We start from the raw sequence: 14,783 nt of genomic DNA, 5'->3' as shown, positions 1-14,783 counted from the left end.
TTATCACTTGAGGCAGTACTCAGGCCGCAAGTCAATGTCGTCCCGGTCGTATGTAAAAGTATGTGAATAGGGCGGGCGAAAGCGGCTAACAAAGAGGCAGCGCGAAGGATAATGTGTATAATGCGGCCCTATTAATTCATCATCTATCACAGAGGAACATGTATGGGTGGTATCAGTATTTGGCAGTTGTTGATTGTTGCCGTTATCGTCGTACTGCTGTTCGGCACCAAAAAACTCGGTTCCATCGGTTCCGATCTTGGCGCGTCTATCAAAGGCTTTAAAAAGGCCATGAGCGATGATGATGCCAAACAGGATAAAACCAGTCAGGACGCTGATTTTACCGCTAAATCTATCGCGGATAAGCAAGGCGAAGCGAAAAAGGAAGACGCTAAAAGCCAAGATAAAGAGCAGGTATAATCCGTGTTTGATATCGGTTTTAGCGAACTGCTGTTAGTGTTCGTTATCGGCCTCATTGTGTTGGGGCCGCAACGATTGCCAGTAGCGGTAAAAACGGTAGCGGGCTGGATTCGCGCGTTGCGGTCCCTTGCGACAACGGTTCAGAATGAACTGACTCAGGAACTGAAACTTCAGGAGTTCCAGGACAGTCTGAAAAAAGTCGAAAAGGCGAGCCTGGAAAATCTGACTCCCGAACTGAAAGCATCTATGGATGAACTGCGTCAGGCGGCGGAGTCGATGAAACGCACCTACAGCGCTAACGATCCCGAACAAGCGAGCGATGAAGCGCATACCATCCATAATCCGGTGGTAAAAGGGAACGAAACGCAGCATGAGGGCGTTACCCCTGCCGCCGCTGAAACACAGGCGAGCGCGCCGGAACAAAAGCCGGAGCCCGTTAAAGCTAACGTGCCTGAGTCGACGGAAACCGCTTCCGTAGCCACGATAGACGCCGAGAAGAAATCCGCTGCGCCTGTTGTCGAATCTTCCCCCTCGTCGAGTGATAAACCGTAAACATGGCTGTAGAAGATACTCAACCGCTTATCACGCATCTGATCGAGTTGCGTAAGCGCCTGCTAAACTGCATCGTCGCAGTACTTCTGATTTTTCTGGCGTTAATTTATTTCGCCAATGATATTTATCATTTAGTCGCCGCACCGCTGATTAAACAGATGCCGCAAGGGGCGACAATGATTGCGACGGATGTGGCGTCGCCGTTTTTTACGCCTATCAAACTCACCTTCATGGTGTCTTTGATCTTATCCGCGCCTGTCATTTTGTACCAGGTTTGGGCCTTTATCGCCCCGGCGCTGTATAAGCATGAGCGTCGTCTGGTCGTACCGCTGCTGGTATCCAGCTCGCTGCTTTTCTACATTGGTATGGCCTTCGCCTATTTTGTCGTATTCCCTTTGGCCTTTGGTTTCCTGACGCATACGGCGCCGGAAGGGGTACAGGTTTCGACAGATATCGCCAGCTATCTTAGCTTTGTTATGGCGCTTTTTATGGCCTTTGGCGTAGCCTTTGAAGTGCCGGTGGCGATTGTGTTGCTGTGCTGGATGGGCATCACCACGCCAGAAGATTTGCGTAAAAAACGGCCTTATATCCTGGTCGGGGCATTCATTGTGGGAATGCTGCTTACGCCGCCAGATGTTTTCTCGCAAACGTTGCTGGCGATACCGATGTACTGCCTGTTTGAAATTGGCGTTTTCTGCTCACGCTTTTATGTCGGTAAGCGACGGACGCGCGACGAAGATAACGAGGCCGAAACCGAAAAGGCCGAGCACACTGAAGACTAAACACAACCGCCCGCCAGGGCGGTTGTCATATGGGGGCAAGCATGTTTGATATTGGCGTTAATTTAACCAGTAGCCAGTTTGCAAAAGATCGTGATGATGTGGTCGCCCGTGCGTTTGCGGCGGGAGTAAAAGGTATGCTACTGACCGGAACGAACATCCATGAAAGTCAGCAGGCGTTAAAACTGGCGCGGCGCTACCCCCATTGTTGGTCGACGGCTGGCGTCCATCCCCATGACAGCAGTCAGTGGTCATCCGCGTCTGAAGACGCCATTATTGCGCTGGCGAACCAGCCAGAAGTCGTCGCTATCGGTGAGTGCGGGCTGGATTTCAATCGCAATTTTTCCACGCCGCAGGAGCAGGAGCGTGCCTTTCAGGCGCAGCTACAAATTGCCGCCGAATTGCAGATGCCAATCTTTATGCACTGCCGGGACGCGCATGAGCGATTTCTGGCATTGCTTGATCCCTGGCTGGATAGTCTTCCTGGTGCAATACTGCACTGCTTTACCGGTTCACGCCAGCAAATGCAGGCCTGTGTGGACAGCGGGCTCTATATCGGTATTACCGGGTGGGTTTGCGACGAACGACGCGGACTTGAGCTACGTGAACTCTTACCGTTTATTCCAGCGGAAAAGCTACTGATAGAAACCGACGCGCCGTATCTGTTGCCTCGCGATCTTACGCCGAAACCAACGTCACGACGCAACGAGCCCGCGTATCTGCCTCACATCCTGGAGCGCATTGCGCTATGGCGTGGTGAAGATCCGCAATGGTTAGCGGCGATGACAGATGCCAACGCCAGAACCTTATTTGAGGTTGTATTCTGAACGATCGCTAAATCTTGCGAAAACCGGTGTTTTTTACGCTCTGCTTCACTTCTTTATTGAGTAAATTAAGCAGTAACATCGAACGCGTTTCGCCATCCGGTTCGGTAAAAATCGCTTTCAGCCCTTCAAATGCGCCTTCCGTGATGATGACGCTATCGCCGGGATAGGGGGTTTCAGGATCGACAACGCCTTCGGGCTTGTAGATAGAAAGCTGATGAATAACGCTGGAAGGCACGATCGCAGGATGCGCGCCAAAGCGCACAAAATGGCTGACGCCGCGCGTGGCGTTGATTGTAGTGGTATGTATCACTTCCGGATCAAATTCAACGAACAGATAATTAGGAAAGAGCGGTTCGCTGACGGAGGTACGTTTTCCGCGTACCATTTTTTCCAGGGTGATCATCGGTGTCAGGCAACTTACCGCTTGTCTTTCGAGGTGTTCCTGAGCACGCTGAAGTTGCCCGCGTTTGCAGTACAGTAAATACCAGGATTGCATAATGACTCTTATCCGCTTGTTCGGGGCGCAAGCATAGCAAAAGCCATGCGCGAAGTTAATTATACACTTCATCCTTTAAGCCGTATCTGGATTAGCGTTGGTTGCCAGAGTTCACGCTAATTTAACAAAAATACAGCATCCCGATGATGAACGCCGTATAATGATGCGCTTACCAAGAGGCTACAATGGACGCCATGAAATATCACGATTTACGCGACTTCCTGACGCTACTTGAGCAGCAGGGGGAACTAAAACGCATCACGCTACCTGTGGATCCTCATCTGGAAATCACGGAAATCGCTGACCGCACGCTGCGTGCGGGTGGACCGGCGTTGCTGTTTGAAAATCCTAAAGGTTACGCCATGCCGGTGCTGTGCAACCTTTTTGGCACGCCAAAACGCGTGGCGATGGGCATGGGGCAGGATGATGTTTCCGCCTTACGGGAAGTGGGTAAATTATTAGCGTTTCTGAAAGAACCTGAGCCGCCGAAAGGCTTTCGCGATCTGTTTGACAAGCTGCCGCAGTTTAAGCAAGTGCTGAATATGCCGACGAAACGGTTACGCGGCGCGCCTTGCCAACAGAAAATCGCGTCTGGCGATGATGTCGATTTAACGCGTCTTCCTGTCATGACCTGTTGGCCGGACGACGCCGCGCCGCTGATTACCTGGGGACTGACGGTAACGCGTGGCCCGCACAAAGAACGGCAAAACCTGGGCATTTATCGTCAGCAGTTGATAGGTAAAAATAAGCTTATTATGCGCTGGCTGTCTCACCGAGGCGGCGCGCTGGATTTTCAGGAGTGGTTAGCCGCGCGTCCGGGTGAACGTTTCCCGGTCTCCGTCGCATTGGGCGCCGATCCGGCGACGATACTTGGCGCCGTGACTCCTGTTCCCGATACTCTGTCGGAGTATGCCTTTGCGGGCCTGCTGCGCGGCACGAAAACTGAAGTGGTTAAATGCCTTTCTAACGATCTGGAAGTGCCTGCCAGCGCCGAGATTATCCTTGAAGGTTACATTGAGCCGGGAGAGATGGCGCCGGAAGGACCGTATGGCGATCATACGGGCTATTATAATGAAGTGGATAACTTTCCGGTCTTTACCGTCACGCATATTACGCAGCGTGAGGATGCCATCTATCACTCCACCTATACCGGGCGTCCGCCCGATGAGCCTGCGGTATTAGGGGTGGCGCTCAATGAAGTCTTCGTGCCTATTCTGCAAAAACAGTTTCCGGAAATCGTCGACTTTTATCTGCCGCCGGAAGGGTGTTCTTACCGCCTGGCGGTAGTGACGATGAAAAAGCAGTACGCTGGTCATGCGAAACGCGTCATGATGGGCGTCTGGTCGTTTTTGCGCCAGTTTATGTATACGAAGTTTGTTATCGTTTGCGATGATGACGTTAACGCACGCGACTGGAATGATGTGATCTGGGCGATTACCACCCGTATGGACCCTGCGCGGGATACGGTGCTGGTTGAAAATACGCCGATTGACTACCTGGATTTTGCCTCGCCGGTCTCCGGGCTGGGTTCAAAAATGGGGCTGGATGCCACAAACAAATGGCCGGGCGAAACCCAACGCGAGTGGGGTCGTCCTATTGTTAAAGATCCTGAAGTTACCGCGCGTATTGATGCGATTTGGGATGAGCTGGCTATCTTTAAATAACTGAAAGCGGACATCGACATTTCAGGCTGCGGCGACTCGGCTTGAAAAATGTCGGTATTGACCCGACACCCGACAGAGGGAGCGCATGACAACCTTAAGCTGTAAAGTGACCTCGGTAGAAGCTATCACCGATACCGTATATCGGGTTCGTTTAGTGCCGGACGCGGCGTTTTCATTCCGCGCTGGTCAGTATTTGATGGTCGTAATGGACGAGCGTGACAAACGCCCGTTTTCGATGGCTTCAACGCCGGACGAGAAAGGGTTTATTGAATTACACATTGGCGCTTCCGAGCTCAATCTGTATGCGATGGCGGTCATGGATCGAATTCTGAAAGACCGGGAAATCGTCGTCGATATTCCGCATGGCGACGCCTGGCTACGTGACGATGAAGAGCGTCCGTTGATTCTGATCGCGGGCGGTACGGGCTTTTCTTATGTGCGCTCCATCCTGTTGACGGCGTTAGCGCGCAACCCGAACCGCGATGTTACCATTTACTGGGGTGGTCGCGAAGAAAAGCACCTCTATGATCTCTCTGAGCTGGAAGCACTCTCTGTTAACCATCCGAATTTGCGTATTGAACCTGTTGTCGAGCAGCCGGAAGAAGGCTGGCGTGGACGTACAGGAACGGTACTTACGGCGGTATTGCAGGATTATGGTACGCTGGCGGGGCACGATATTTATATTGCCGGACGTTTTGAGATGGCGAAAATCGCCCGCGATCTGTTCTGTCATGAGCGTAACGCGCGGGAAGATCGTCTGTTTGGCGATGCGTTCGCATTTATTTAACTATTTTATGGGACGCAGTAGCGTCCCTTTTTACGTTAGCCTACCTAAAAGTCCTCTTAAATATTAATTAATCGTCAACTATAAAACGTTATGATATTGAATATCTACAGGCTTTGTATTGCGTGTAATAAATTAAGTAATATTATGTCCTGAGGCTATCAATAAAAATAGTTAATTATATATGCTTCATTTATTTTTATAAAAGAAACATAAAATGGAAAGTTAGTTATTTATTTATAAGATGGAGAGTGTTATGAAATTTAAATATGCTTTAACTTCTCTCGCATTATCTGTTGCAATTTTGTCATCAGTACCTTCTACTGCTTTCGCCATCGGCGGCGCCAGCGGCGCTAAAGTGGACTATCAGGTCCAGGGAAAAATTGGCGAAGTTGTTATGAACCCCTATGATATCGCGCCGCTAACCGCCGTTATTCGTAATGGCGGTTACCAGTTACGTGACGTGCATGTACGGATTGTCCCCAAAGAAAATGGCCAGGAGATCGCGTATAAAGTTAATAATAAATACCTTTTAACGTATGGCGGTATCCCCGTCTTTGGTCTTTACCCAGATTATGTCAATACCGTTGAAGTTGAATATACAAGGATCCAGGGTAGTAAAACCGAAAATATAAAAGAAAGCTATAAAATGTATGCACCGCCTGCCTATATTGAATCATCGGGTACAAAAGAAGAACAATCAGCACTCTTTACTATCGATGTTAAAAAGGTTTCCCCAGAATTTAAAGATCGCTTGTATCTTTTGAATAATACGAAAGATAAGTCTGGGAATGGAACGCGTACTGTCTGGAACAACCCTACTGGGGGTGCATTAGAATGGAACTTCACTACAGCTAACGCTATTATCGACACCTCCGGTGATATTCGTTGGTTTATGAATCCAAGTTCAATTTATGATTTAAAGTCAATTTATCGTGCTGGCGTTATGATGGGCTTTAAACAAAACCAGGATGGCGCACTATCGTGGGGCTACGGTCAGCGTTATGTGAAATACGATATCATGGGGCGTGAAATCTTTAACCGCCGTCTGCCGGATAATTATAACGATTTTTCACACTCAATGGATAACGCGGCCAACGGTCACTACTTCCTGCGTGTAGCCAGCTCTAACTATAAACGTCCTGATGGGAAAAATGTTCGTACCGTGCGTGATGTGATTGCCGAAGTTGATCAGAACGGCGTGGTAGTGGATGAATGGCGTCTGTTTGATATCCTCGATCCTTATCGTGATGTGATAATGAAAACCCTCGATCAGGGCGCTGTGTGCCTGAATATCGACGCCAGCCAGTCCGGCCATACGTTGAGCGAAGAAGATCTGGCGGCGCTGGACTCCTCCGACAAATTCGGGGATATCGTGGGTAGTGGGGCTGGCCGCAACTGGGCGCATGTCAACAGCGTCGACTATGACAGTGAAGATGATTCCATCATCATCAGCTCCCGCCACCAGAGTGCGATTATCAAAATCGGCCGCGATAAGAAAGTGAAGTGGATACTGGGTACGCCTGCTGGCTGGAAAGCGCCATTTAATGCCGCAATTCTGACGCCTGTGGATAGCAAAGGCCAAAAAATCGCCTGCCAGGACAGTGGCTGCGAGGGTGACTTCGACTGGACATGGACGCAACATACGGCCTTTAAAATTGATAGTAAGAGTAAAGGCGATATCTTATACCTTTCCGCTTTCGACAATGGCGATGGCCGCGGCTTAGAACAGCCTGCTATGCAGAGTATGAAATACAGCCGCTCCGTGATTTACAAAATCGACCAGAAAAACAAGACAGTCCAACAGATCTGGCAATACGGTAAAGAGCGCGGGAACGAGTGGTTTAGCCCGGTAACCTCTATCACCGAGTACCAGACTGACAAGAATTCTGTGTTTGTGTATTCCGCAACAGCAGGTGGTGCGTTTGATTTGTCGGTAGGCGCATTTACCAGCTTACCTAATCCGTATCTGGAAGAGTTCAAATGGGGAGAAAAAGAGCCTGCGGTCGAAATGCAAATACATGGTGCGCGTGGATATCAAGCTATGCCATTTAGCCTGACCAAAGCGCTTACTGAGTAGAACGGGCCATACGGTGAAAAAACCCGCCCCTGACGGGCGGGAAAAACGGCAACTAAACTGTTTCCCGTCATAATTCGCGCAGCCTCTTTGTTGGCTGCCTTTGCTCACCCCGGGCACATAGTTATCTATGTGCCCGGGGATTCGCTCAGTCGCCGCTGCGCTGCAATGCGAGTTATTTAGGGGATATTATCTTTGATTAAACCCGCTCAAACACCGTGGCGATGCCCTGACCCAGACCAATACACATCGTCGCCAGACCAAACTGCGCGTCTTTGCGCTCCATCAGGTTGATAAGCGTGGTGCTGATACGTGCTCCGGAGCAGCCGAGCGGATGACCAAGCGCGATCGCGCCGCCGTTGAGGTTGATCTTCTCGTCTATTTGCTCCATCAATCCCAGATCCTTAATGCATGGCAGGATCTGTGCGGCAAACGCTTCGTTCATCTCAAACACATCGATATCGCTGGCTGACAGTCCCGCTTTTTTCAACGCCAGTTTTGACGCCGGAACCGGCCCGTAACCCATAATTGACGGATCACAACCCACCACTGCCATTGAGCGAATACGGGCGCGAGGTTTCAGGCCCAACTCACGGGCACGACTTTCGCTCATTACCAGCATGGCGGCTGCGCCATCGGAAAGCGCGGATGAGGTGCCCGCCGTGACCGTGCCACTAACCGGATCAAATGCCGGACGCAGCGTTGATAGCGCTTCGACCGTGGTTTCCGGGCGGATCACTTCATCGTAGTTAAACTGCTTCAACACGCCGTCTGCATCATGACCGCCAGTCGGGATAATCTCCGTTTTGAATGCGCCAGACTGGGTGGCGGCCCAGGCGCGAGCGTGAGAACGCGCGGCGAACTGGTCCTGCATTTCCCGGCTAATGCCGTGCAGGCGGGAGAGCATTTCCGCCGTTAGCCCCATCATCCCTGCCGCTTTGGCGACGTTGCGGCTCAGACCCGGGTGAAAATCCACGCCGTGGCTCATCGGCACGTGCCCCATATGTTCCACGCCGCCAACCAGACAAACCTGCGCATCGCCGGTCATGATCATTCGCGCTGCATCGTGTAACGCCTGCATCGAGGAACCACACAGACGGTTGACGGTGACCGCCGGTACCGAATGGGGAATTTCTGCCAGCAGCGCGGCGTTACGGGCAATGTTGAAGCCTTGCTCCAGCGTTTGTTGTACGCAGCCCCAGTAAATATCATCGAGGGTCGCCGCTGTAAGCGACGGATTACGCGCCAGCAGGCTACGCATTAAGTGGGCGGAGAGATCTTCTGCCCGCACGTTGCGAAACGCGCCGCCCTTCGAACGGCCCATCGGGGTGCGAATAGCATCGACAATGACAACCTGTTCCATTGTGACTCCTTAAGCCGTTTTCAGAGAACCAACCGGACGGGCTGGTTCAACCGGGGGATAATACGGTTCGTTATGGCGCGCTTTATTACGCAGCCCTTCCGGCACTTCATACAGCGGGCCGAGGTGTTGATACTGCTGCGCCATATCAAGATATTTCGCGCTGCCCTGTGTATCCAGCCAGCGGAATGCGCCGCCGTGGAACGGAGGGAAGCCCAGGCCGTAGACCAGCGCCATATCGGCTTCCGCCGGGCTTGCGATAATGCCTTCTTCCAGACAGCGAACCACTTCGTTAATCATCGGGATCATCATACGGGCGATTATCTCGTCGTCGCTGAAGTCGCGTTTCGGCTGGCTGACGCTTGCCAGCAGGTCATCCACCGCGGCATCTTCTTCTTTCTTCGGCTTACCCTTGCTGTCTTCTTTATAGCGCCAGAAGCCCAGACCGTTCTTCTGACCGTAGCGGCTTGCTTCAAACAGCGCGTCGATAGCGTCGCGATACTCTTTCTGCATCCGTTGCGGGAAGCCTGCCGCCATTACCGCCTGCGCGTGGTGGGCGGTATCAATACCCACCACGTCGAGCAGATAGGCCGGGCCCATCGGCCAGCCGAACTGTTTTTCCATCACTTTATCGACTTTGCGGAAATCCGCGCCGTCGCGCAGCAGTTGACTGAAACCGGCGAAATAGGGGAACAGCACGCGGTTAACAAAGAAGCCGGGGCAGTCGTTGACTACAATCGGTGTCTTGCCCATTTTGCTGGCCCAGGCGACGACTTTGGCAATGGTTTCGTCTGAACTCTTCTCGCCGCGAATGATTTCAACCAGCGGCATCCGGTGTACCGGGTTGAAGAAGTGCATTCCGCAAAAGTTTTCCGGACGTTCCAGGGCGCTTGCCAGTTCGCCAATTGGGATGGTGGAGGTATTTGAGGCCAGCACGGTTTCCGGGCGCACTTTCTGCTCGGTTTCCGCCAGTACCGCTTTTTTGACTTTCGGATTTTCGACTACCGCTTCGACAACAACATCTACGCGATCGAAACCGGCATAATCGAGAGTCGGGTGGATGGTCGAAATGACGCCCGCCAGCTTCAAACCGCCGATCTTGCCGCGCTCCAGCTGTTTGTTCAGCAGCTTGGCCGCTTCGGTCATGCCGAGGTTCAACGATTTATCGTTGATATCTTTCATGATAACCGGTACGCCTTTCCAGGCCGACTGGTAAGCGATACCGCCGCCCATAATGCCCGCGCCCAGTACGGCTGCCTGTTTCGGCGTCTCAATATCTTTGGTCAGCTTTTTGGCTTTACCTTTTACATATTGATCGTTGAGGAAGATACCGACCAGCGCACGAGCCTCATTGGTATGCGCCAGCGGAACAAAGCTTTTATTTTCCAGATTCAGCGCTTCTTCACGACCAAAACGCGCGGCGGCTTCAATGGTTTTCACTGCGGTCATCGGCGCCGGATAATGTTTACCCGCCGTTTGTGCGACCATGCCTTTAGCGATGGTAAAGCTCATCGCTGCTTCAATTTTGCTGAGTTTCAACGGTTCCAGTTTCGGCTGGCGTTTAGCTCTCCAGTCGAGATCGCCGGTAATGGCCTGGCGTAACACCGCTATCGCGCCTTCAATTAGCTTCTCTTGTTTGACCACGCCGTCCACAAGGCCGATTTTCAGCGCGTGCTCAGCACCGACATCTTTACCTGCCGCGATAATCTCTAGCGCGCTGTCTGCGCCCAGCATACGCGGCAGACGAACGGAGCCGCCGAAACCCGGCATGATGCCCAGTTTAGTTTCCGGCAGACCGATACGGAGGTCTGGCGTCGCCAGACGGTAATCGGTGGCCAGCACGCATTCGCACCCGCCGCCCAGCGCATAGCCGTTTACGGCGGCAAGGGTCGGTACGGGTAAATCTTCCAGACGGTTAAAGACGCTATTAGCGAAATGCAGCCATTGGCTTAACTGCTCTTCGGGGACGAGGAACAGTGAAAGAAATTCGGTGATGTCCGCGCCGACAATAAAGGCCGCTTTATTCGAGCGCAGCAGCAGCCCTTTTAAATCGTGTTGCTTTTCCAGCACCTCAAGCGCCTGGCCGAGGCTGGCGACGGTTGCGGTGTCGAGTTTATTGACCGAGCCTGGAGCATCGAACACCAGTTCGGCGATGCCATCTTCCAGCCAGTCGAGGTACAGGGTGTCGCCTTTATAAAGCATGTCAGTCTCCTGAATCCACAAGGTGATCTGGTCGTACCAGATGAAGCGAAGTGTGTATTTTGTGTTAATAAAATGCAAATAAATGATTAAAGAAATGCCGATGTGATCACGCTCGGCAGAGATCACGCTCTCGTGGGGCGATGTGCTAAGATGCGGAAACTTGAGGTCAAAAAAACAGAAGGGTAAAAAATGGAATCACTGGCCGCGCTCTATAAAAATCATATTGTTACCTTACAAGAACGGACGCGCGATGTTCTGGCGCGCTTTAAGCTGGATGCGTTACTTATTCATTCCGGCGAGCTTTTCAACGTCTTTCTCGACGATCACCCTTATCCGTTTAAGGTCAATCCGCAGTTTAAAGCGTGGGTGCCGGTAACCCAGGTTCCAAATTGCTGGCTGCTGGTCGATGGCGTCAACAAACCCAAATTGTGGTTTTATCTGCCGGTCGATTACTGGCATAACGTTGAACCGCTGCCAACGTCCTTCTGGACAGAAGAAGTCGAGGTCGTCGCCTTACCGAAAGCGGATGGCATCGGCAGCCAACTGCCTGCCGCGCGTGGCAATATCGGCTATATCGGCCCGGTTCCTGAGCGCGCGCTACAATTGGATATCGCCGCCAGCAACATCAACCCGAAAGGTGTTATCGACTATCTGCATTACTACCGCGCCTATAAAACGGATTATGAACTGGCCTGTATGCGCGAAGCGCAGAAAATGGCGGTGAGCGGTCATCGTGCGGCGGAAGAGGCCTTCCGTTCCGGCATGAGCGAGTTTGACATCAACCTGGCGTACCTGACCGCCACGGGACATCGCGATACCGATGTTCCATACAGCAACATTGTAGCGCTGAACGAACATGCCGCCGTGCTGCATTACACGAAACTGGATCATCAGGCACCGTCTGAAATGCGCAGTTTCCTGCTGGATGCGGGCGCGGAATACAACGGCTACGCGGCGGATCTGACGCGGACCTGGTCGGCGAAAAGCGATAACGACTACGCCCACCTGGTGAAAGATGTTAACGACGAACAGTTGGCGCTGATCGCTACCATGAAGGCGGGCGTCAGCTATGTGGATTATCATATTCAGTTCCATCAGCGCATCGCGAAGCTGCTGCGTAAGCATCAAATCATTACCGACATGAGTGAAGAGGCGATGGTGGAAAATGATCTCACCGGGCCGTTTATGCCGCACGGTATTGGTCATCCGTTGGGTCTGCAGGTACACGATGTGGCCGGGTTTATGCAGGATGATTCCGGTACGCATCTCGCCGCGCCGTCCAAATACCCGTATCTGCGCTGCACGCGTGTGTTACAGCCGCGAATGGTGTTGACCATCGAACCGGGGATTTACTTCATCGAATCGCTGTTAGCGCCGTGGCGCGAAGGGCCGTTCAGCAAGCACTTCAACTGGCAGAAAATTGAAGCGCTCAAGCCTTTCGGCGGTATTCGCATTGAAGATAACGTGGTCATCCACGAAAACGGCGTGGAAAACATGACGCGGGATTTAAAACTGGCGTAATGGACAGTTGGTTAATCCCTGCAGCGCCGGTCACCGTTGTTGAAGAGATCAAAAAAAGCCGCTTTATTACGCTATTGGCGCATACCGATGGCGTAGACGCGGCGAAAGCGTTTGTTGAGTCAGTCAGAGCTGAGCACCCTGATGCGCGCCACCATTGTGTGGCGTGGGTGGCGGGTGCGCCGGACGACTCACAGCAACTGGGCTTTTCAGACGACGGCGAACCGGCGGGAACGGCAGGCAAGCCGATGCTTGCGCAATTGATGGGCAGCGGCGTCGGAGAAATTACTGCCGTCGTCGTGCGCTACTATGGTGGTATTCTGCTGGGTACGGGCGGGCTGGTAAAAGCCTATGGCGGCGGTGTGAATCAGGCATTACGTCAGCTTGCCACACAACGCAAGACGCCATTAACCGAATATACTTTGCAGTGTGAGTACGGTCAGTTGGCCGGAATCGAAGCATTATTAGGACAGTTTGCCGGGAAGATCGTTTCCAGCGATTATCAGGCGTCTGTTCGGCTCAGGGTGGCGCTTCCTTTTGCTCATGTGAATGCATTTTCCACAAAACTGGCGGATTTTAGCCGTGGTTCATTGCAATTGTTAGCGATTGAAGAATAATCCCCACCTCATTTTTAAGAATAAAGGAAGCGGCAGAGATGCATTTTCGCGCCATTACCCGAATCGTTGGACTACTGGTTATCTTATTTTCGGGGACAATGATTCTCCCGGGACTGGTAGCGCTAATATATCGTGATGGCGCAGGAAGAGCGTTCACGCAGACCTTTTTTGTCGCGTTGGCGATCGGTTCCATACTGTGGTGGCCAAACCGTAGGGAAAAGGGCGAGCTGAAATCCCGCGAAGGATTTCTTATCGTGGTGCTGTTCTGGACCGTGCTGGGCAGCGTGGGTGCGCTACCGTTTATTTTCTCGGAAAGCCCAAACCTCACCATTACCGATGCTTTTTTTGAATCGTTCTCCGGGTTAACCACCACGGGCGCCACTACGCTGGTGGGGCTGGATTCATTACCGCACGCCATTCTCTTTTATCGTCAGATGCTGCAATGGTTTGGCGGTATGGGGATCATTGTGCTGGCGGTGGCGATTCTCCCTATCCTCGGCGTCGGGGGGATGCAGCTCTATCGGGCGGAAATGCCGGGGCCGCTGAAAGATAACAAAATGCGCCCGCGTATTGCCGAGACGGCGAAAACGCTGTGGCTTATCTATGTCTTGCTAACGGTAGCCTGCGCGCTGGCGCTATGGTTTGCAGGGATGCCCGCGTTTGACGCTATCGGACATAGCTTCTCCACTATCGCTATCGGCGGCTTCTCAACGCATGACGCCAGCGTAGGCTATTTTGATAGTCCCACTATTAATACCATCATCGCTATTTTCCTGCTGATCTCCGGTTGTAACTATGGCCTGCATTTCTCTTTATTAAGCGGGCGTAGCCTGAAAGTATACTGGCGCGATCCGGAATTCCGCATGTTCATCGGCGTACAGTTGACGCTGGTGGTAATCTGCACGCTGGTACTGTGGTTCCATAATATCTACGACTCGGCGCTGACAACGCTAAATCAGGCATTCTTCCAGGTTGTGTCGATGGCGACAACGGCAGGGTTTACCACGGACAGCATTGCGCGCTGGCCGCTGTTTTTGCCTGTCTTGCTGCTATGTTCCGCGTTTATTGGCGGTTGCGCCGGGTCAACGGGCGGGGGGTTAAAGGTCATCCGTATTCTGTTGTTATTTAAACAGGGGAACCGCGAACTCAAACGTCTGGTGCATCCGAATGCCGTTTACAGTATTAAGCTGGGGAACCGGGCGCTGCCAGAACGTATTCTGGAAGCCGTCTGGGGATTCTTTTCTGCCTACGCGCTGGTATTTATCGTCAGTATGCTGGCCATTATCGCTACAGGCGTAGATGATTTCTCGGCTTTCGCCTCGGTAGTGGCTACGCTTAATAACCTGGGACCGGGGCTGGGGGTGGTTGCTGATAACTTCGCCAGTATGAATCCGGTTGCGAAATGGATACTCATCGCCAACATGCTATTTGGTCGTCTGGAAGTATTCACTTTGCTGGTACTTTTTACCCCGACTTTCTGGCGTGAATAA

13 protein-coding genes are annotated in these 14,783 nt (G+C 52.2%); 10 read left to right on the top strand and 3 right to left on the bottom strand.

What is annotated here, in order from left to right:
* Positions 1 to 162 precede the first annotated feature (162 nt).
* The 4 genes from tatA to tatD are packed head-to-tail and all read left to right on the top strand — an operon-like array spanning position 163 to position 2,575.
* Complete coding sequence (gene tatA, locus QEN32_RS21785) at positions 163 to 417, top strand: Sec-independent protein translocase subunit TatA (protein ID WP_000508972.1); 255 nt, start codon at positions 163 to 165, stop codon at positions 415 to 417.
* Positions 418 to 420: 3 nt separating this feature from the next.
* A complete protein-coding gene (gene tatB, locus QEN32_RS21780; protein ID WP_000459612.1) occupies positions 421 to 969 on the top strand; it encodes a Sec-independent protein translocase protein TatB in 549 nt (182 codons plus the stop codon).
* A gap of 2 nt (positions 970 to 971) precedes the next feature.
* Positions 972 to 1,751 carry a Sec-independent protein translocase subunit TatC gene (gene tatC / locus QEN32_RS21775; protein WP_000257554.1) on the top strand — a complete coding sequence of 260 codons (780 nt, stop codon included), beginning with the start codon at positions 972 to 974 and terminating at the stop codon, positions 1,749 to 1,751.
* A 41-nt stretch (positions 1,752 to 1,792) separates the two neighbouring features.
* Positions 1,793 to 2,575 (top strand): 3'-5' ssDNA/RNA exonuclease TatD, encoded by a 783-nt coding sequence (tatD, locus tag QEN32_RS21770; RefSeq protein ID WP_265322395.1) that lies wholly within the window; start codon positions 1,793 to 1,795, stop codon positions 2,573 to 2,575.
* A 7-nt stretch (positions 2,576 to 2,582) separates the two neighbouring features.
* Here the strand turns inward: tatD and rfaH are convergent, their stop codons facing one another.
* On the bottom strand, positions 2,583 to 3,071 hold the full coding sequence (gene rfaH / locus QEN32_RS21765) for a transcription/translation regulatory transformer protein RfaH (protein ID WP_001192410.1): 489 nt from the start codon (positions 3,069 to 3,071) through the stop codon (positions 2,583 to 2,585).
* A 185-nt stretch (positions 3,072 to 3,256) separates the two neighbouring features.
* On the opposite strand from rfaH, the gene ubiD reads away from it, so the two are divergent.
* The 3 genes from ubiD to QEN32_RS21750 all read left to right on the top strand — a co-directional run bounded on the left by ubiD (position 3,257) and on the right by QEN32_RS21750 (position 7,599).
* A complete protein-coding gene (ubiD, locus tag QEN32_RS21760) occupies positions 3,257 to 4,735 on the top strand; it encodes a 4-hydroxy-3-polyprenylbenzoate decarboxylase (RefSeq protein ID WP_000339760.1) in 1,479 nt (492 codons plus the stop codon).
* An 85-nt stretch (positions 4,736 to 4,820) separates the two neighbouring features.
* A complete protein-coding gene (fre, locus tag QEN32_RS21755; protein WP_000209832.1) occupies positions 4,821 to 5,522 on the top strand; it encodes an NAD(P)H-flavin reductase in 702 nt (233 codons plus the stop codon).
* Between the two features lie 253 nt (positions 5,523 to 5,775).
* Entirely contained in the window at positions 5,776 to 7,599 is a 1,824-nt protein-coding gene (locus QEN32_RS21750) for an aryl-sulfate sulfotransferase (RefSeq protein WP_000669892.1), read from the top strand.
* A gap of 196 nt (positions 7,600 to 7,795) precedes the next feature.
* Here QEN32_RS21750 and fadA read toward each other — a convergent pair whose 3' ends face one another.
* Positions 7,796 to 8,959: an acetyl-CoA C-acyltransferase FadA gene (gene fadA, locus QEN32_RS21745; RefSeq protein ID WP_000438778.1), complete on the bottom strand. Its 1,164-nt coding sequence runs from the start codon at positions 8,957 to 8,959 to the stop codon at positions 7,796 to 7,798.
* Between the two features lie 9 nt (positions 8,960 to 8,968).
* A complete protein-coding gene (gene fadB, locus QEN32_RS21740) occupies positions 8,969 to 11,158 on the bottom strand; it encodes a fatty acid oxidation complex subunit alpha FadB (RefSeq protein ID WP_017442066.1) in 2,190 nt (729 codons plus the stop codon).
* A gap of 189 nt (positions 11,159 to 11,347) precedes the next feature.
* Between fadB and pepQ the strand changes: the two genes are divergently transcribed.
* Genes pepQ through trkH form a run of 3 tightly spaced genes read left to right on the top strand, consistent with a single transcriptional unit; the run spans position 11,348 to position 14,783 of the window.
* Complete coding sequence (pepQ, locus tag QEN32_RS21735) at positions 11,348 to 12,679, top strand: Xaa-Pro dipeptidase (RefSeq protein ID WP_000444529.1); 1,332 nt, start codon at positions 11,348 to 11,350, stop codon at positions 12,677 to 12,679.
* The gene (locus tag QEN32_RS21730) at positions 12,679 to 13,293 is read left to right on the top strand and encodes an IMPACT family protein (RefSeq protein WP_000378897.1); all 615 of its coding nucleotides are present in this window, start codon (positions 12,679 to 12,681) and stop codon (positions 13,291 to 13,293) included. The genes pepQ and QEN32_RS21730 overlap by 1 nt, the downstream gene beginning before the upstream one ends.
* 38 nt (positions 13,294 to 13,331) lie before the next feature.
* Positions 13,332 to 14,783 carry a Trk system potassium transporter TrkH gene (gene trkH / locus QEN32_RS21725; protein WP_000545688.1) on the top strand — a complete coding sequence of 484 codons (1,452 nt, stop codon included), beginning with the start codon at positions 13,332 to 13,334 and terminating at the stop codon, positions 14,781 to 14,783.

Origin of the sequence: Salmonella sp. SA14318 (genome assembly GCF_029866905.1) — a bacterium.
In the GTDB taxonomy this organism is placed as follows: domain Bacteria; phylum Pseudomonadota; class Gammaproteobacteria; order Enterobacterales; family Enterobacteriaceae; genus Salmonella; species Salmonella enterica.
This window is presented reverse-complemented; position numbering and strand designations above follow the sequence as displayed.